The 17,776-nt window shown below is 67.3% G+C and carries 16 protein-coding genes; 9 read left to right on the forward strand and 7 right to left on the reverse strand.

Annotation, left to right across the window (positions count from 1 at the left end):
* The first annotated feature begins 97 nt into the window (after window positions 1-97).
* Window positions 98-613 carry an LpqN/LpqT family lipoprotein gene (locus ACH438_RS02405; RefSeq protein ID WP_397000273.1) on the forward strand — a complete coding sequence of 172 codons (516 nt, stop codon included), beginning with the start codon at window positions 98-100 and terminating at the stop codon, window positions 611-613.
* A 68-nt stretch (window positions 614-681) separates the two neighbouring features.
* Here ACH438_RS02405 and rsmA read toward each other — a convergent pair whose 3' ends face one another.
* From rsmA to ACH438_RS02420, 3 genes are read right to left on the reverse strand one after another with little or no spacing between them, the layout of a single operon-like run.
* Window positions 682-1,563, reverse strand: a complete 882-nt coding sequence (rsmA, locus tag ACH438_RS02410; protein WP_397000275.1) for a 16S rRNA (adenine(1518)-N(6)/adenine(1519)-N(6))-dimethyltransferase RsmA — start codon at window positions 1,561-1,563, stop codon at window positions 682-684.
* A gap of 48 nt (window positions 1,564-1,611) precedes the next feature.
* Window positions 1,612-2,787, reverse strand: coding sequence for a lipase family protein (locus ACH438_RS02415; protein WP_397000277.1), 1,176 nt, complete (start codon window positions 2,785-2,787; stop codon window positions 1,612-1,614).
* Between the two features lie 54 nt (window positions 2,788-2,841).
* Entirely contained in the window at window positions 2,842-4,002 is a 1,161-nt protein-coding gene (locus tag ACH438_RS02420) for an alpha/beta fold hydrolase (protein ID WP_397000279.1), read from the reverse strand.
* A gap of 163 nt (window positions 4,003-4,165) precedes the next feature.
* On the opposite strand from ACH438_RS02420, the gene ACH438_RS02425 reads away from it, so the two are divergent.
* Window positions 4,166-4,930: an SDR family NAD(P)-dependent oxidoreductase gene (locus tag ACH438_RS02425; RefSeq protein ID WP_397000741.1), complete on the forward strand. Its 765-nt coding sequence runs from the start codon at window positions 4,166-4,168 to the stop codon at window positions 4,928-4,930.
* Window positions 4,931-4,994: 64 nt separating this feature from the next.
* Here ACH438_RS02425 and ACH438_RS02430 read toward each other — a convergent pair whose 3' ends face one another.
* Both ACH438_RS02430 and ACH438_RS02435 read right to left on the reverse strand, forming a co-directional pair.
* Window positions 4,995-6,122 (reverse strand): transglycosylase family protein, encoded by a 1,128-nt coding sequence (locus ACH438_RS02430; protein ID WP_397000281.1) that lies wholly within the window; start codon window positions 6,120-6,122, stop codon window positions 4,995-4,997.
* A gap of 246 nt (window positions 6,123-6,368) precedes the next feature.
* Window positions 6,369-7,196 carry a TatD family hydrolase gene (locus ACH438_RS02435; protein ID WP_397000283.1) on the reverse strand — a complete coding sequence of 276 codons (828 nt, stop codon included), beginning with the start codon at window positions 7,194-7,196 and terminating at the stop codon, window positions 6,369-6,371.
* Between the two features lie 135 nt (window positions 7,197-7,331).
* On the opposite strand from ACH438_RS02435, the gene metG reads away from it, so the two are divergent.
* Entirely contained in the window at window positions 7,332-8,891 is a 1,560-nt protein-coding gene (gene metG, locus ACH438_RS02440) for a methionine--tRNA ligase (protein WP_397000285.1), read from the forward strand.
* Window positions 8,892-9,140: 249 nt separating this feature from the next.
* On the opposite strand, the gene ACH438_RS02445 is transcribed toward metG, so the two are convergent.
* Window positions 9,141-9,869, reverse strand: a complete 729-nt coding sequence (locus tag ACH438_RS02445; RefSeq protein ID WP_397000287.1) for a helix-turn-helix domain-containing protein — start codon at window positions 9,867-9,869, stop codon at window positions 9,141-9,143.
* Between the two features lie 48 nt (window positions 9,870-9,917).
* Window positions 9,918-10,712: a helix-turn-helix domain-containing protein gene (locus ACH438_RS02450; protein WP_397000289.1), complete on the reverse strand. Its 795-nt coding sequence runs from the start codon at window positions 10,710-10,712 to the stop codon at window positions 9,918-9,920.
* Window positions 10,713-11,060: 348 nt separating this feature from the next.
* Between ACH438_RS02450 and ACH438_RS02455 the strand changes: the two genes are divergently transcribed.
* From ACH438_RS02455 to ACH438_RS02480, 6 genes are all read left to right on the forward strand, one after another.
* On the forward strand, window positions 11,061-12,113 hold the full coding sequence (locus ACH438_RS02455) for a 3-oxoacyl-ACP synthase III family protein (protein WP_397000291.1): 1,053 nt from the start codon (window positions 11,061-11,063) through the stop codon (window positions 12,111-12,113).
* A gap of 8 nt (window positions 12,114-12,121) precedes the next feature.
* On the forward strand, window positions 12,122-13,033 hold the full coding sequence (locus ACH438_RS02460) for a hypothetical protein (RefSeq protein ID WP_397000293.1): 912 nt from the start codon (window positions 12,122-12,124) through the stop codon (window positions 13,031-13,033).
* Complete coding sequence (locus ACH438_RS02465; RefSeq protein ID WP_397000295.1) at window positions 13,030-15,141, forward strand: AMP-binding protein; 2,112 nt, start codon at window positions 13,030-13,032, stop codon at window positions 15,139-15,141. The genes ACH438_RS02460 and ACH438_RS02465 overlap by 4 nt, the downstream gene beginning before the upstream one ends.
* Window positions 15,138-15,407: a hypothetical protein gene (locus ACH438_RS02470; protein ID WP_397000297.1), complete on the forward strand. Its 270-nt coding sequence runs from the start codon at window positions 15,138-15,140 to the stop codon at window positions 15,405-15,407. Before ACH438_RS02465 ends, ACH438_RS02470 begins: the two co-directional genes overlap by 4 nt.
* 70 nt (window positions 15,408-15,477) lie before the next feature.
* Window positions 15,478-16,521, forward strand: coding sequence for an NAD-dependent epimerase/dehydratase family protein (locus tag ACH438_RS02475; protein ID WP_397000299.1), 1,044 nt, complete (start codon window positions 15,478-15,480; stop codon window positions 16,519-16,521).
* Window positions 16,522-16,531: 10 nt separating this feature from the next.
* The gene (locus ACH438_RS02480; RefSeq protein WP_397000301.1) at window positions 16,532-17,719 is read left to right on the forward strand and encodes a peptide synthetase; all 1,188 of its coding nucleotides are present in this window, start codon (window positions 16,532-16,534) and stop codon (window positions 17,717-17,719) included.
* Window positions 17,720-17,776: the final 57 nt, after the last annotated feature.

Raw genomic sequence — 17,776 nt, forward strand, 5'->3', positions numbered from 1 at the left:
GCCCGGATCGTGTGATCCGGGCGGCCCTTTCGCCCTGCCGTCGCCCGGCCCGCGTAGGGTTCTCCCGGCTGTCACGAAACCTTGAGGAGGAGAGTTCATGACCAGCACTGAAGGTGCGCCGAGCATTCCCGAGTACCTGATCGCGCAGGGCGTGCAGGTCGAGCCGGTGGAGCCGGGTTCGGCCGGGGCTCCGGAGGTTTCGATCGCCGTGCCCGCGGGCTGGCAGCAGGTGCCGCCCGGCATGTTCCCGGGCGCGTACGGCGTGTGGACCACCCCGCCCGCCGACGGCTGGGCCGACAACGCGGTGCTGCTGGTGGCGAAGTTCTCGCAGCCGGTCGACCCGCGCGGACTGCTGACCTGCGCGTTCACCGATGCGCGGCGGCTGCCCGAGTGGACCGACCAGGGCACCGACGACGAGGACTTCCAAGGCTTCCCGTCCGCCGGCATCACCGGCACCTACGTGGTCACCCCCCAGACCCTCTGGGCCTACAACCGCTACACCATCGTGACGCACGGCGCGGACCAGTACCTGGTCCAGCTCACCGTCACCATCCGCGACGATCACGACGGCTCGGACGCCGCCACGATCATCCAGGGCCTCAAGGTCTCCTGACCTGCGATTCAGCCGAGTCGCCCGGTCCTGCAGGGCAACTCGATCCCAGCCTGTCCGCTGAGCCCTGTTCAGTCCTGCTGGGCGAGGCGGACGAAGGCGGCGGTGTCGAGGGTTTCGCCGCGGGCGGTCGGGGCGATGCCCGCGGCCACCAGGCGGCGTTCGGCTTCGGCCGGGGAGCCGGCCCAGCCGCTGAGGGCGGCTCGTAAGGTCTTGCGGCGCTGGGCGAATGCGGCGTCGACGACGGCCCAGACGCGCCGGCGGAATTCGATGTCCTGCGGCCAGGGGGATTCGGCGAAGCGGTCGATGCGGACCAGGCCGGACTCGACCTGCGGTACGGGCCAGAAGATCTGACGGCCGACCGTGCCCGCGCGGCGGACCGGACCGAAGAAGCCGGCCTTCACGCTGGGGACGCCGTAGATGCGGCCGCCGGGTTCCGCGGCCAGCCGGTCGGCGACTTCCAGCTGCACCATCACCAGAGCGGTTCGGATGGTGGGCAATTCGGCCATGAGGCTCAGCAGGACCGGGACGGCCACGTTGTAGGGCAGGTTGGCGACCAACGCGGTGGGCTGGGCGGGCAGGTCGGCGCGGGTGACCTTCATGGCGTCCATGCCGACCACGCTGAGCCGGTCGGCGAGTTCGGGCGCGCGGTCCGCGACCGTCTCCGGCAGATGCCGTGCCAGCGACGGATCGATTTCGACCGCGACGACCCGGTCCACCACGTCCAGCAGGGCGAGGGTCAGCGAGCCCAGCCCGGGCCCGACCTCGAGCACCACATCCTCGCGGCCCACGCCCGCGGTGGCGACGATGCGCCGCATGGTGTTGGCATCGTGCACGAAGTTCTGTCCGAGCTGTTTGGTCGGGCGGATGCCGAATCGTTCGGCGAGCTCACGCACTTCGGCCGGGCCCAGCAGGGCGGCTTTCCCACGACCGGCGACATCGGTTTCGGACATTCTGCGAAACCTATCAACCTGCCCGCTGAGACCCGGCCGACACCCCGGTCACCGCACGGTCGGGGTGGCCAGGAAGCGGTCGGTGAACTGCGCGATGCCCGCCCACATCGCATCGTTGAGCACGACATGCTCGCCCAGGCCCGGGATGGCCCGGAAGTCGACGCCGTTCGCGGCGAACTGCGCGACCAGCGCGGCGTGCAGCGGCGAGGGCACGGTGGTGTCGGTGGCATTGAGCAGCAACAGGATCGGCGCGTTGTAGCCGCGGGTGGGAACGGTCAGGTAGTCGTTCAGCACGCCGGGCAGCGGGCCCTCGGACAGCGGCCGGGCGATCAGATCGCCGAGCGCGACCTTGCTGACGATGTCCTTGATCTGCGGCAGGCAGAGGGTGCCGATGCTGTCGAGGATCTGCCGGCCCTGGTCGGTGAGGTAGCTGTCGACCTGTGCGTCGGGCCGGGCGGCGCGCACGCCGGCCAGGATGCTGGTGAAGAACCCGCCGACATCGGCGCCCGCGCTGCCCGGCAGGGCCGGCAGCCAAGGACCGGAGACGGGCGGCAGCACCTTCTCCACATCGGATTCCGGGTCGACCGCGATGGTGCCGCGGAAGTCGAGATCGGGTGCGGCGCCGACCTGCCAGTGCGCGGTGCCCAATGCGGCCTGGCCGCCCTGGGATTCGCCGGTGACGGCCCAGGTGCGGGACAGCGTGGGTTCGGCTTCCCGGGCGGCGCGGACCATGTCGAGGGTGGAGGTGGCCTCGGTGCGGAGTTCCAGGTATGGGTGCGGCCCGGTGTCGTAGAGGCCGAGGCCGAGGTAATCCGGTGCGGCGACCGCGATTCCGCGGCTCAGGAAGTACCGCATGACCTGGTTCTCCATGGCCCGGTATTCGGGCTGGGGGCCGATCTCCGGCTGGGATTGGCCGCCGCAGCCGGCGCCCATGCCGGTGGTGCCGTGGTCCCAGGCCATGATCGGCCAGCCGCCGGGCGGGGGTGTGCCCTGCGGGACGAACAGCGCGCCGCTCTCACGCACGGGTTCCCCGTTGGAGCGGGTGGACCAGTACTCCACGAGCGAGCCGCCGGTCTGGTCGTGCCAGCCGTCGGGCTGGGCGGTGGCCGAGATCAGCGCGCCGGTGGGTTCGGCGTGTGCCGGGCTCCCGGGGAGGACGAACAGCGCGGCGGTGGCGCTGAGGGTGATCGCGAGCTGGGTAGCAAAAATGCCGTTCGGTCGCATTGGCGGATTCTATCGACCGAACGGCATGTTTATTTGCCAGGGAATTGCGGCGAGCTACGACACTGTCGGCGTGGACAGGATCCGATCACTGAATTTGCCGATGGCATCCCACATCTGCGGATTCACCTGAGTGTGCGTACCGGTACCCACCACGGTCTGGAAATCCTGGCCGTTGGCGGCCAGTTGCGCGGCCAGGGCGGCATGCAGCGGGGACGGGACCGTCGTGTCATTCGTATTGAGCAGCAACAGGATCGGCTCGTTGTAACCGCTCACCGGAACGGTCATGTACTGGTCGACCGCATTCCGGAAGGGCGCGTCGCTCAACGGCTTCGACAGCATGTCGCCGATGGACACACCGTTGACCTGCTTCATGATGTCGGCGAAGCACAGGCTCTGGGTCTGATCCAGCAGCTGCCGCCCGAGCGGGCTGAGATGACCGTCGACATCGGCCTCCGGATGGGTGGCGCGCAACCCGGCCAGCATGCTGACCACGAAGCCGTTCATTCCCGCGCCCGCCTGCCCCGGCACCGCCGGCACATACGGGCCGACGACCGGCGCGACCTTCTCGATATCGGAGGCGGGATCGACCGCGATCACACCCCGGAAGTCCAGGTCCGGCGCCAGATCCTGCTGGAAGTTGGCCGCCCCCAAGGCCGCATGACCGCCCTGCGAGAAACCGGTGACAGCCCAGGTGCGCGACAGGTCGGGGCGCGCCTGACGGGCGGCCTTGACCAGGTCGATGGTGGCGGTCGCCTCGGTGCGGATCTCCAGGTACGGGTGCGGCCCGGTGTCGAAGTGGCCGAGGCCCAGGTAGTCGGGCGCGACCACGGCGAAGCCCTTGTTCAGGAAGTACTGCAGCACATGGTCTTCGCCGGGGCGGCTGAAGACATCGGTCTCGGATTGGCCGCCGCAGCCGGGACCCATGCCGGAAGTGCCGTGGTCGTAGGCCATGATCGGCCAGCCGCCGGGCGGGGGCGTGCCCTGCGGGACGAACAGGGCGCCGCTGGCTTGCACCTGTTCACCATTGGAGCGGGTGGTCCAGTAGTCGACGGCGAAACCGTTGTTCATGCCGCGGAAACCGTCGGGTTTGGCGGTGGTTCCGATCAATGTGCCGGCCGGGTCGGCCTGCGCTGGAGTTCCGGGAATGACGAGCAGAGCTCCCGCCGACGCTACGGCCGCGGTGAAAATCCGCGTCCGCCAACCCAACAACCGCATTGATCCTCCATCAGGGTTTCCCGACCTGTTTCAACTGAGTGCGGGGCCGAGCCTATCGACTCGAGCGGCCGACCAGTATGAGAAAGCTCTGGCAATTAGCTGCCCGGATGCGGTGGGACTCCCCATTGACGCCTCTGATAACTTGTTCTAGTTTCGCGCCATGTTGCGCAGATACGACGGACGTCGAGTACTGGTCACCGGAGCAGGGTCGGGCATCGGGCAGGGCGTCGCCCTCCGCCTGCTCGAAGAGGGAGCCCGGCTGGTCGCCGCGGACATCAGCGAGAGCGGCCTGGCCGCCACGGTCGACGCTGTCCCCGCCGATCAGCGCGACCGGCTGCGCACCCGCACGGTCGACATCGCGAATCCGGAATCCGCGCGGGCCGCCGTGTCCGACGCCGTCGAATTCCTCGGCGGGCTCGATGTTCTCGTGAATGCCGCGGGCATTCTGCGCGCCGCCCACACCCACGAGATGCCGTTCGAGGACTGGAACAAGGTCATCGGCGTCAACCTCACCGGCACGTTCCTGATGATCCAGTCGGCGCTGCCGCATCTGATCGATTCCGGGCACGGCGTGATCGTGAACTTCTCCTCCACTTCGGCTTTCGGGTCCAACCCGTACATGGCCGCCTACTCCGCCTCCAAGGCCGGCGTGAACGCCCTCACCCACTCCATCGCCCTCGAATACGTGAAGAAGGGCCTGCGCGCGGTCAACATCGTGCCCGGCGGCATCAGCACCGGCATCACCTCCGGCCTGGAACTCCCCGCCGACGCCGACTGGACCCTGATGGCCCGCCTCCCCGGCTGGATCGAGGGCGGCGCCCTCGGCAAGCCCGAGGACATCGCGGGCGTCGTCGCCATGGCCGCCTCCGACGACGGCCGCTACATGACGGGCACCGAACTGCGCGTCGACGGCGGCGCCCTGATGTAAGACGGCCCGGCCGCGAAACGACGCTGCCCCCGGGAGATCGGGGGCACACCGCATTACCGGGGTGCTAACTGATCCCGAGCCGCGAGGTGCAGGCCGGCCACGCGCCCCACCCCTGACGGGCGCGCGTCACTTCGGCGATGGCGATCTGCTCCTCGCGGGTCGCGAGATCCGCGCGCGGGGCGTAGCGCAGACCGCCTTGACGCTCCCAGGTGCCCTGGTCGAATTGGATGCCGCCGAAGTAACCGTTGCCGGTGTTGATGGCCCAGTTGCCCCCGGATTCGCAGCTGGCCAGGGCATCCCAGGTGCTGCCGTCGCGTACGGGGGGCACCTCGGTGCCGGGCTTGGCTCCCTTGCGAATGATCTTGGGGGTGGCGGGGACGATCACGGTGGAGTGGATCGGATCCTTGCCCGCCTCTTTGCCGTTGATGAACGAGACGGCGTAAGTGACGTCCTGTACGCCGGCGGTGCCGGGATCCTCGACGACGGTGCGGCTCATATTGAGTGTCACGTCCTGAATCACGTTCTCCGGCGGGTCGAGTGGCACGCGCTCGGTGCGGTTCTCGACCTTCTTGCGGGTGACGGTGATCTTCATGCCCTCGGTGAGCGGCGTGCTCGCGGGCGGATCCACGAAGTCCTGGTTCTTCAACGGGACGCCCTGCACATCGAGCAGTTCGCCGACGGTCGGCGCGGCCAGCCGCACCAGGGAGAGCGCTTCGCCGTTATCGGAGAACTGCACCGTGCGCGGATTGGTGACCAGCAGCTGCGCGCCCTCGAGGGGTAGCGGGGTCGGGCGCGAGGGCGAAGTGAACACGTCCCCGGGCAGTTTCAGCTGCACGATGGCCTCGGCGACGGTGAGCGCGGTGGTCCAGGCGGTGGAGGGCTTGCCGTCCACGATGAGGTTGACCTGGCGGGCCCGGTTCAGCGTGATGGTGGCGCCGTCCGCGATATGCGAACCGGCCGAAGGGGATACGTCATCACGCGAACCGACCTTGTAACCAGCGTCTTTCAACGCGCCGCGGACATCCCCGCGCATGGTGCTCTCGGAGATCCGGGCGCCGTCGACCACCAGGACGACCTGCTTCTTGCTCATGATGGCCAGACCCGCACCGGCGATGAGCGTGACGAGCATCGCCGCGATGGCGCCGTACAGGAGCGGCGATCGCGACGAGTTGATCTTCGCCAGAGCGTGCATCGGAAATCCCGGCATGGTCACAGTACGATAACGAGGGGGTCTGGAATTCACAACCGATCCACGCCGAACAGCAGATTCGGAAATTACGACCCGATATCGAACCGCAGGTGAATCACGATCGCCCGTGATGATAGTGACCGACACCACAGGACGCCAACTCGGGGCGGCCCGCACAAATTCTGCGAGAAACGTTCTGATTGTGGCGTTTTGGGTTTCAGGGCGAAGCCCTGAGAGCCACGAGAGTTGTCATATGCCGTAGACGCGCCGGGCGTTGGCGGTAGTGATCTTGGCGAGTTGTGCCGGATCCTGTTCTCGCACTTCAGCGAGTGCGCGAAGAGTGTACGGCAGCATGTACGACTCGTTGGGTGCACCCCGGAAGGGATGGGGTGTCAGAAAAGGCGCGTCCGTTTCGACCAGAATCAGCTCATCCGGAACGATTTTCGCGGCTTCACGCAATTCATGCGCATTCTTGAAACTCACAGTTCCGGAAAAGCTCAGCACATAGCCCTCTTCCACACAGGCCTGTGCCATGTTCGCGTCCGAGGAGAAGCAATGGAAGATCACGGTTTCCGGCGCGCCCTCGTCGAGCAGCACGGTCAGCAGGTCGTGATCGGCCTCGCGATTGTGGATCATGAGCGGTTTGCCGAGCCGCTTGGCGAGATCGATGTGCCAGCGGAAACCCTCCACCTGATCCTCGATCTCCGCGCACCCGTCGAGCTTGCCGGGCCAGTAGTAGTCGAGCCCGGTCTCCCCGACCGCCACCACGCGCGGGTCCGCGGCGAGCTGCTCGAGCTCCGCCTTGATGGCCTCGTCGAGGTGGTTGGCGCGCGTCGGATGCAGCGCGACCGCGGCGTACACCCGGTCGTCCCAGTTCGCGGCTCGGACCGCGAACCGCGCGGCCTCGATATCGTCGGCCACGGTCACGATCTCCCGGACCCCGACCGCGCGGGCCCGGTCGACCAGGGCCGCAACCGATTCCGGGTCGGTCGCGCCGCACGCGTCGATGTGCGTGTGGGCGTCGATCAGCGGCGAGAGCGGCTCCGGTGGTTCCGGTGCAGGTCGGCGGCTACTCATGGTCGACACCTGCCACCGGCCGCGACGCGCGCTCGCGCCGGGCCGCCCCCTCTTGCCGGGGTTCGTGGGGGTGCAGCCCCCACGAGGGGATATTCACGCGAGCGTCTGCGGGCACGCAGATAGAGTAGACACACCATGAGCGCATCCGAACGCCCCGCCTTTTACCTCACCACGGCCATCGCGTACCCGAACGGTGCGCCGCATATCGGGCACGCCTACGAGTACATCTCGTCCGATGCCCTGGCCCGGTTCAAACGGCTGGACGGGTTCGACGTGTTCTATATGACGGGCACCGACGAGCACGGCCAGAAGGTGCAACAGGCGGCCAAGGCCGCGGGCCTGCCGGAGCTGGAGTACGCGTCCCGCAACTCGGACGTGTTCGAGCGCATGGACAAGGCCCTCGACATCTCCTACGACCGGTTCATCCGCACCACCGACGAGGATCATCAGGCGGCGTCCATCGCCATCTGGGAGAAGATGGCCGCCAACGGCGACATCTACCTGGACACCTACTCGGGCTGGTACTCGGTGCGCGACGAGGCCTTCTACACCGAGGAGGAGACCACCGTCCTGGAGGACGGCACGCGGATCTCCACCGACACCAAGACGCCGGTCGAGTGGACCGAAGAGTCCAACTACTTCTTCCGCCTGTCCAACTATCAGGACAAGCTGCTCGACTTGTACGAGACCGAGCCGGAATTCATCGCGCCCGCCACGCGGCGCAACGAGATCGTCTCGTATGTGAAGGCGGGCCTGAAGGATCTGTCCATCTCCCGCACCACCTTCGATTGGGGTGTGCCGGTGCCGGGCGATCCGGCGCACGTCATGTACGTGTGGGTGGACGCGCTCACCAACTATCTGACCGGTGCGGGCTTCCCGGACACGGATTCGGCTGCGTTCCAGAAGTTCTGGCCGGCGGATCTGCACATCATCGGCAAGGACATCACCCGCTTCCACACCGTGTACTGGCCGGCGTTCCTGATGTCGGCCGGAATCGAGCTGCCCAAGCGCGTTTTCGTGCACGGGTTCCTCTACAACAAGGGCGAGAAGATGTCGAAGTCGGTCGGCAATGTCGTCGACCCGATGGAGTTGGTGGAGACCTACGGCCTGGATGCCGTGCGTTTCTTCCTGCTGCGTGAGATCTCCTACGGCCAGGACGGTTCCTACTCGCACGAGGCGATCGTGGGCCGCATCAACTCGGATCTGGCCAACGAGTACGGCAACCTGGCCCAGCGCACCCTGAAGATGGTCGCCCGCGACTTCGGCAGTGTCGTACCGGTTCCCGGTGATTTCACCGACGAGGACAAGGCCCTGCTGGACCGCGCCAACGGCCTCCTGGACAAGGTGCGCGCCGAATTCGACCAGCAGCAGATCCATCTCGCCCTGGAGCACCTGTGGCTCACCCTCGGTGAAACCAACCGCTATTTCTCCGCCCAGGCCCCCTGGACCCTCGCCAAGGCCGGCACCCCCGAGGACATCACCCGCGAAGGCACCATCCTCTACGTGACGATGGAAGTCCTCCGCATAGTCACCCTGCTGGTCCAGCCCATCATCCCCGGCTCCGCCGGCAAGATCCTGGACCTGCTCGCCCAAACGGGCCGTACCTACGCGGACATCCCCACCCCGCTGACCCCCGGCACCGCACTCCCCGAGCCCCAGGTCGTCTTCCCCAAATACGTGGAACCCAAGAACTGACCCCCGGCAGGGAGGGCCCACCCCGAAGGGTTAGCCCTCCCGCACCGCGGTGGCGATTCCCCTCCGAACTCCACCTTCCCGAACACGAGCCGACCCTCAACCCAGCCGAAAAAACGCAACCGCCCGATCCGATTCGACACTGAACCGGCCCCGGGCGGCGGCGAAACTCGCCGAACCAGCATCCGACCGCAACACCATCAAGGTCAATCCGGCCAAGTGGCACAGATTGGGGCGCAAACCCCTCGGGACTCAGTCCGGGCGCGGCGTGAGAATGAACAACTGGTAGTCGCAGTCATCGGGGTGGGAGGCGTTGTAAGAGCGCATGGTGAGCCGGATCTGCCCGCCCGTCTCGGGGTTCCGGACCAGCACGAGCGAGTTGTTGTATTGCTCCTCGCTCATATCCGTCGTCCACATCCACTCGAAGTCCGGATTCACCCGGCAGGTTTCGATGATCTGGGCCAGCCGTTCCGGCGCGACCGTACCGGGCGAGGTCACGCGCAGGATGAACAACAGCCGGTGGACGATCTCCTCCCAGTTGATGAGCACTTCGCGCGCGATGGGGACGGTCATCATCTGTTCGGTGACATTCGCCGGGCGCTCCGCGTCGGCGTCCGCGGGCAGCAGCCACGGAAACGCTTCCCGCGCCGCCTGATTCGCGGCGAGAATCTCGTACTCGGGGAAGCGGTGATAGAACGCCGGAAACGGCAGGGCCTCCAGGTGATCGAGATCTTCCTGGCGCAAGGCATGCGGCCACGCGCCGATCGCGAGCGAGGACAGGCTGGGCAGCGCCAGCGACACCATCTTCCGGAGCAACCAGACGGGAGCGTCCACGGCGGCGCACCAATCCGCGAGCCGGTTCGCCGAGAGGGGCCGTTCCCCCTTCTCCAATTTGCGATACAGCGAGACGCTGACGAACATCCGCCGCGCGACGTCTTCCTGTGTCAGGCCGAGGTTCTCACGCCGATGACGCATGTACATGCCGAGCAGCGGTTGCTCGGGGCACCTGGTCGATCGAAACGATCACCATTACGCGACGGCCTCGGGGTCGCGGCGGGGGGTGAGGAGGAAGAGTTGGTAGGGGCAGTTGTAGGGGTGCATGGCGTTGTAGGAGCGCATGGTGAAGGCCATGCGGCCGCCGGTTTCCGGGTTTTTGGCCAGGACGAGGGCGTCGTTGAATTCGTCCTCGCTGAGGTCGGTGTTCCACATCCACTCGAAATCCGGGTTGGTGCTGCAGGTTTCGATGATCTGGGCGAGGCGTTCCGGTTTCACTACGCCGGGGCCCATGGTGCGGAGGCTGAAGACCATGCGGTGGACTATTGCTTCCCAGTTGATGAGGACCTCGCGCGCGATGGGGACGGTCATCATCTGTTCTATGACATTGGTGGGGCGGTCGGCGTCGGGGGCGGCGGGGGCCAGCCAGGGAAACGCCATACCGGCAATGCTGTTGGCGGCGAGGACTTCCATTTCGGGGAAGCGGTGGAAATACGCCGGCAAGGGGATGGCTTCGAGGTGTTCCAGGTCCTCTTCGCGGAGTTTCGGTGGCCATTCGCCGACCACGATGGTGGAGTGGCCGATGTCCGGAAGGGCAAGTGAGACCAGCTTCTTCAGCAACCAGCGCGGCGCTTCCACGGCGCGGCACCAGTCTTCGAGGCGGCTGCCGGAGGGCGGGCGATCGCCGCTCTCCAGTTTCCGGTAGAGGGATACGCTGATGAACATCCGGGCGGCGACCTCCTCCTGAGTGAGGCCGAGCCCTTCCCGGCGGAGGCGCATGTACTTGCCGAGCAGGGGTTGCTCTGGGACTGGATCGATCGAGCCGATCACTTTCCGACTACCTCCACAGGTTGTTCGTTGCGTATGCCAGATGGTAGCTGTGGCATTGGGCCGTGTGTTCAGCCAACCGCAGTCGGGGCGCGAAATCTACTGACGCTCAGACAGTTTCGAATGGAAGTGTGTGTTACCGGCGGTCACATCTCACGGGTCGGGACGGGCGGGTGAAGTCCCTCACAGAGGTTGGGAACACACCAGTGCCTTAACCGGCGGAAACCGTTGCGAGCGGGGATGTCTCAGACAATTTGGGCGGACTTTCGAGTCGCACTGATTGTTACTGTCCGGTAGCCTCGGATCGGTCACTGCTTCGGATGCAAATTCTTCGCACTTTCAGGAGTCCCTGTGCCGCATTCTCGATTCGAGTCGATCGGCGCGTACCTGCCGGCGAAACGCGTCACCACCGCCGAGCTCGTCGCGCAATTGAAAGAAGTTCCCGAGTTCGATCTCGAACGGATCACGGGCGTCAAAGAACGCCGCTTCCGTGACACTACCCCCGAAAACCACGAAGACTCCTTCACCCTCGCGATGAACGCGGTGAAGGATTGTTTGTCCAGGTCATCCTATGCTGCCGAAGACCTCGACATCATCATCTCGACGTCCATCACGCGGAGCAAGAATGGCACGCGGATGTACATGGAACCGTCATTCGCCGGCACCATCGCCCGCGAAATCGGCGCCCGCGAAGACACCATTCATTTCGATCTGTCGAATGCCTGCGCCGGTATGATGAGCGGCGTCTACATTCTCGACAGAATGATTCGCTCCGGCGCCGTGCGCCGTGGAATCGTGGTGAGCGGCGAAGCCATCACGCCTATTGCGGAAACCGCAGTAAACGAAATTTCGAGTAAATACGATCTGCAATTCGCGTCCCTGACAGTCGGTGACTCGGGCGCCGCGGTGCTGCTCGACGAGGCCGTCGACGACGCCGACAAGATCCACTACATCGAACTGACCACCGCGTCGGAGTTCTCGCACCTGTGCCTGGGCATGCCCAGCGACAAGACGCCGGGTGTGGCGCTGTACACCGACAACCGGAAGATGCACAACGAGGCGCGGTTCCTGCTGTGGACCGACACCCAGCGCAACTTCATGGAGGAGCAGGGCGTCACCTTCGCCGAAGAAGGCTTCGACTACATCATTCACCACCAGTTCGGCGCGGCCGCCATCCCGTTCATGAACGCCATTGCCGAGCGCGAGTTCGGGCACCCCATGCCGCCGGACCTGAATGTCATCGAGAAGTACGGAAACACCTCCAGCACTTCGCATTTCATCGTTCTGCACGACCAGCTGAGTCAGCAGAACCTGCCGACCGGGTCGAAGATCCTGATGATCCCGGCCGCCTCCGGCGTCGTCGGCGGCTTCCTGTCCACCACCATCTCTTCGCTGAAGGTCTGAGGTCCGACATGGGCGTGCGCATCAAATCCACCGGAATCAGCCGGGACACCGACACTTTCAGCATCGTGGAGCTCAGCGGCCGCGCCGCGCGCCGCGCCATGGAGAACGCGGGCGTGCAGCCGGGTCAGGTCGGCGTGCTGATCAACGCGGGCATCTTCCGTGACTCCAATACGGTCGAACCGGCCGTGTCGGCGCTCATCCAGAAGGCCGCCGGCATCGGGCTGGACTACGTCAAGGAGGACCCGCGGTCGTTCTCCTTCGATCTCATGAACGCCGGTTCGGGCGTGCTCAACGCGGTGCAGGTGGCGCAGGCGGTGCTGGCCACCGGCAGCACCGAGCACGTGCTCATCGTGTCCGGCGACACCCACCCCTCGCTGGAGCGGTCGGCGGGTGACAGCGAATTCCCTTACGCCACCGCGGGAGCCGCGCTGCTGCTGGAGTTCACCGACGAGCCGGACGGCTTCGGCCGGGTGCACACCGTCGCGGGCACCGGCACGCCTGCCGTGGAGTCCTATGTCGATACGGCCACCATGGGCAACCAGGGCCGCGGCCTGATGACCGTGGAGCGGGACGCCGACTTCGAGGACCGGCTGCTGGCGGTCGCCGCCGACGCCGCCCGCAAGGCGCTGGCCGACGCGGACCGGGAGCACGCCACCGTCGCGCTCATCGCCTCCACCCCGACCCCGGGCTTCCCGGAGCGGCTGGCGGCCGAGCTCGGTATCGCGGCGGACGCGGTGCGGACGCCCGATCTGTCCCAGGGTGATCCGCACACCGCCGCGCTGCCGCTCGCGTACGACGCGGCGGTGCAGGACGATTCGCTGAACGCGTTCAGCCACGTCCTGTTCGTAGCGGCGGGCGCCGGCCCCTCGGCCGCCGCTGTCCTGTACCGGCTCCCGGCGGTGGTCGGAGCCCTGGCGTGACCGACTCAACCTATTGGCAGGCCATCGACCGCTTCCGGGCGGTCGTGGCCGCCGATCCGGACCGTGAGGCGGTGATCTTCCCGCACGGGAAGACCGCCTCCGGCCTCCCGGACTACCGCGGGCTCAGCTACCGGGAGCTCGACGACTGGTCCGACAGTATCGCCGTGCACCTGCTCGCCTCGGGCGTGGGGCGCGGCACCCGCACCATCGTGCTGGTGCTGCCCAGCCCGGACCTGTACGCGATCATGCTGGGCCTGTTGAAGATCGGCGCGGTCCCGGTCGCCATCGATCCGGGCATGGGCCTGAAGAAGATGCTCAACTGCCTGCGCGCCGCCAATGCCGAAGCCTTCATCGGCATTCCGCAGGCGCACGCCGCACGCGTGTTGTTCCGCAAGTACTTCCGCGACGTCCGCGTCCCGGTCACGGTCGGCCCCCGCTGGTTCTGGGGCGGCCAAACCCTGCAGAGCTGGGGCGCCCCCGACGCCGCCACCCGCCCCGCCGCCGAAAAGGCCGCCGCGCGAATCGGAAAGCTCCGCGCGGCCCTGGCCACGGACTCCGAATCCGGCACGGGCGCAACGGCCACGCTGCGCCGCACGGGCGTGGCCGTTGCCGCACAGCTCGAAACACTGCTCAGCGGCCTGGCACCTGCCCCGCGGCGCGCCACCACCGCGCCGGTGAGTGCGGAAGCTGCGAGGTTCCGCGACTCGGCGCACGGCACCGTGGCCACCACCCCGCACAGCGCCGGCGATTCCGCCACGGCCGCCGATCACGCCACCATCTCCCGCGACATGAGCGACTCGGACGCGACCGTCGACCATACTGCTGCCGAGCCGAATTCGGTCGATGCACGTACCGGTTGCACCGAGCGCAGCGCGACGGACGCGTCCGACGGGGCCGCGACTTCGTCCGCACGCACCGCGGCCCTGCGGGAACGGGTGCCCGCGCCCGCCGATGAGTTGCTGCTCATCGCGTATACGACCGGGAGCACCGGGCCGGCGAAGGCCGTGGAGATGACGCACGGGAATCTCAGTGCGATGGTCGATCAGGTGGATGCGGCCCGGGGGCGAGTTGCGCCGGATACGTCGTTGATCACGTTGCCGCTGGTGGGGATTCTGGATCTGCTGCTGGGCGCGCGGTGTGTGCTGCCGCCGCTGGTGCCGAGCAAGGTCGGGTCGACCGAGCCGGCGCATGTGGTGGACGCGATCAACCGGTTCGGTGTGAAGACGATGTTCGCTTCGCCCGCCGTGCTGATTCCGTTGCTGCGGCATCTGGAGCAGCACAAGACGCTGGTGCCCACGCTGCACAGCATCTTCTCCGGCGGTGCGCCGGTGCCGGATTGGTGCATTGCGGGCCTGCGGCGCGTGCTGCCGGAGGATGCCGAGGTGTACGCGGGTTACGGCTCCACCGAGGCGCTGCCCATGTCGACCATCGAATCGCGGGAACTGCTGGACGGCCTGTTCGAGCGCGCGCATCGCGGTGACGGCACCTGCATCGGCCGGCCCGCCGAGGGCGTGCGGGCCCGGCTCGTCGCCATCACCGATGACGCGCTCCGCACCTGGGCCGACGCCGAGGCGCGCGCCGGCGAACTGGAGGGCACCCGCGGCATCGGCGAACTGGTCGTGTCCGGCCCGAATGTGAGCACCCGCTACTACTGGCCGGAATCGGCCACCATCGCGGGCAAGATCCACGACGGTGACGTGATCTGGCATCGCACCGGCGATCTGGCCTGGATCGACGAGCAGGGCCGGATCTGGTTCTGCGGCCGCAAGAGTCAGCGTGTGCAGACGGTGAAGGGTCCGGTGTTCACCGTGCAGGTGGAGCAGGTCTTCAATACCGTTGCGGGCGTGGCGCGTACCGCGCTGGTCGGCGTCGGCCCGCGCGATGCCAAGGAGCCCGTGCTGTGCGTCGAGATCGAGCCGGGCGCGAGCGCCACGGCCGTCGCGACGGCATTGCGGCAGCGGGCGGCCGAATTCGAGGTCACCGCGGCGGTTTCGGAATTCCTCTTCCATCCGAAGTTCCCGGTCGACATCCGACACAATGCCAAGATCGGCCGCGAACAGCTCGCGGTCTGGGCGTCGGAACGCCTCGGAAAGGATGAGCAACGATGAAAGTGACTCTGCTGCGGGCGGTTCCGGTGCTCGGCTGGCTGTATGTGGCGCTCGGCGTGCTGGCCGCGCTGACCGACCGCACCCCGGCCAATCGGCTGCTGCGCGCCGTGTTCTGGATCGACGTGTTCCTGAGCGTCGTCGTGCATGCCGCGCAGATCCCGGCGGCCCTGCGCGCCGCGAAGGACTCCGGCCGCTCCCCCGTGGAGACGGCCGTGCTGACCCAGATCTTCGGGCTCACGTGGTGGAAAACTCAGGAGCCGGCATGAGTGGTCAGGGGCCGGAGGAGGCAGCCTGCGTAACCACGCAGGCCCCCCAATCATGCCGAAAGGAAACAGCGTGAAGGCACTGGTCACCGGCGGATCCGGCTTCCTCGGCGGCGCGCTGGTGCGCCGCCTGGTGGCGGACGGGCAGTACGAGGTCGCGATCCTCGCCCGCCCCACCAGCAATCTGCGTGACCTCGCCGAGGTGATCGACCGGGTGGAGGTGATCACCGGCGATCTCACCGATCAGGTCTCGCTGGAACGCGCCACCAAGGGCGTGGACGTGATCTTCCACAGCGCCGCCCGCGTCGACGAGCGCGGCACCCGCGCCCAGTTCGTGGCCGAGAACATCACGGCCACCGAGAATCTGGTGCAGGCGGCCAAGCGCAATGGCGCGCGCAAGTTCGTGTTCATCTCCAGTCCGAGCGCCCTCATGGACCGCGACGGCGGCGATCAGGTGAACGTCGACGAGTCGATCCCCTACCCGCACCGCTACCTGAACCTGTACTCGGAGACCAAGGCCGCCGCCGAGCGGTTCGTACTGGCCTCGAACACACCGGAATTCAGCGCCTGCGCCCTGCGCCCGCGCGCCATCTGGGGTGCGGGTGACCGGTCCGGGCCGATCGTCCGCCTGCTCAGCCGGGCCGCGGCGGGCAGCCTGCCGGACCTCTCGTTCGGCAAGCAGGTGTACGCCTCGCTGTGCCACGTCGAGAACATCGTGGAGGCGAGCGTCAAGGCGGCGGGCTCCGAGAAGGTCGGCGGCAAGGCGTATTTCGTCGCCGATGCCGAGCAGACCGACGTGTGGGGCTTCCTCGGCGAGGTCGCCACCGATCTCGGCTACGAGAAGCCCTCGCGGCAGCCGAACCCGGCCGTGCTGAACGCCGCCGTGAACGTGATCGAAGCGATCTGGCGTATCCCGTATGTCGCGGCCCGCTGGTCGCCGCCGCTGTCCAAGTACGTGGTGGCGCTCATGACCCGCACCGCCACGTACGACACCTCGGCCGCGGCACGCGATTTCGATTATGTGCCGGTCGTCGATCGGGACACCGGGCTCGCCGGCTTCCTGGCGTGGCTCGAAACGCAGGGTGGCGTCGTGAAATTGACCGAGAACATCCGATAGCGGAGCCGCAATGACTCTCTTCCGTCGCCCCATCTCCCCTACCGAACTCATCTACTTCCCCATGCGGGATATGGCCCCGCCGTTCCTCATGCAGCTGGCGGTCGAGGGCGAGGGCACGATCGACCCGGAGCAGTTGCGGAAGGCGGTAGCCGTTGCCGCCGAAGCCATTCCGGGCGCGCGCCTGGTGCGCGACGGCAAGTATTGGGTGGACTCGGGCGTGGCCCCGGCCGTCCGCGTGATCGACCATGCGCTGCAATACGAAGCGCTGGAAGCGGATCCGGTGCTCACCAGCCCGATCGGGCCGGCCCCGGAATCCACGGTGGAGGTGCTGCTGCTCACGGCGGCGCCGACCACCCTGGTGTTCCGGGTGTTCCACGGCGTCATGGACGGCATGGGTATGATCATGTGGGCCACCGACGTCCTGCGCGTACTGCGCGGTGAGGCGCCGCTCGGCGCCGCCGATCCGATCGCGGACGCCGAACTGGTCCGCAAGGTCGGCGCGCCCGGCAAGCCGACGCTCATGCTGCCGCGTTTCCGTTCCGCGGTCGGTCACGGCCGGCAGGAACCGGGCGAGCATCGGCACCTGTTGCGTACCCGCACCATTCACGCGACCGGTCCGGGCGCACTCATGCGGGTGGCGGCGCTGCTCGCCGACGAGGGCGGCCCGCGCTCGCGCATCATGATCCCGGTCGATATCCGCCGGCACGACCCGGAACTTCGCTCCACCGGCAATCTGGCCCTGCCGCTTTTCCTGGACGTGCGGCCCGGCATGGACTGGAAGCAGCTCAACGAGATCAAGAAGGCGGGCCTGCGGGAGAACCGCGAGCTCAACCAAATGGACAATGGCGGCCTCAAATACCTGCCGCCCGCCGCGGGCCGCGGACTGCTCCGCACCCTGAACGTGCTCGGCGCCCGCTACGGCCGGAATCTGGCCTCGGCCACCGTCTCCCATATGGGCCGGTACGACCTGGACGAACTGGCGATCCCGGGTTTCGCCCCTACCGCCATCCGGGTGCTTCCTCAGCACAGTGTCGCCATGCCGCTGCTCTTCGGCATGACCGAATGCGGGGGTCGCACCGAACTCACCGTCTCCGCCCGCAGCGGCCGCGGCATCCCGGAACGCCTGGACGCCCTGCTCGACCGCATCGTCCGAACCTTGGAAACCGAACTGACCCCGGCGGATCAGACCCGGAAGTAGCCGTCGCGGCACGGCGGTCACGCCCGGGCGCAACAGTGACGGCCTTACATGGCGTTG

The organism is Nocardia sp. NPDC020380, assembly GCF_044386975.1.
In the GTDB taxonomy this organism is placed as follows: Bacteria; Actinomycetota; Actinomycetes; order Mycobacteriales; family Mycobacteriaceae; genus Nocardia.

What these genes read in the sequence shown, in the direction of transcription:
- ACH438_RS02420 (WP_397000279.1), bottom strand. Translation starts at nt 4,002, where the DNA reads ATGCGGTTGTTGGGTTGGCGGACGCGGATTTTCACCGCGGCCGTAGCG.
- ACH438_RS02435 (WP_397000283.1), bottom strand. Translation starts at nt 7,196, where the DNA reads ATGAGTAGCCGCCGACCTGCACCGGAACCACCGGAGCCGCTCTCGCCG.
- ACH438_RS02470 (WP_397000297.1), top strand. Translation starts at nt 15,138, where the DNA reads ATGAAAGTGACTCTGCTGCGGGCGGTTCCGGTGCTCGGCTGGCTGTAT.
- rsmA (WP_397000275.1), bottom strand. Translation starts at nt 1,563, where the DNA reads ATGTCCGAAACCGATGTCGCCGGTCGTGGGAAAGCCGCCCTGCTGGGC.
- ACH438_RS02405 (WP_397000273.1), top strand. Translation starts at nt 98, where the DNA reads ATGACCAGCACTGAAGGTGCGCCGAGCATTCCCGAGTACCTGATCGCG.
- ACH438_RS02460 (WP_397000293.1), top strand. Translation starts at nt 12,122, where the DNA reads ATGGGCGTGCGCATCAAATCCACCGGAATCAGCCGGGACACCGACACT.
- ACH438_RS02415 (WP_397000277.1), bottom strand. Translation starts at nt 2,787, where the DNA reads ATGCGACCGAACGGCATTTTTGCTACCCAGCTCGCGATCACCCTCAGC.
- ACH438_RS02445 (WP_397000287.1), bottom strand. Translation starts at nt 9,869, where the DNA reads ATGTACATGCGTCATCGGCGTGAGAACCTCGGCCTGACACAGGAAGAC.
- metG (WP_397000285.1), top strand. Translation starts at nt 7,332, where the DNA reads ATGAGCGCATCCGAACGCCCCGCCTTTTACCTCACCACGGCCATCGCG.
- ACH438_RS02430 (WP_397000281.1), bottom strand. Translation starts at nt 6,122, where the DNA reads ATGCACGCTCTGGCGAAGATCAACTCGTCGCGATCGCCGCTCCTGTAC.
- ACH438_RS02480 (WP_397000301.1), top strand. Translation starts at nt 16,532, where the DNA reads ATGACTCTCTTCCGTCGCCCCATCTCCCCTACCGAACTCATCTACTTC.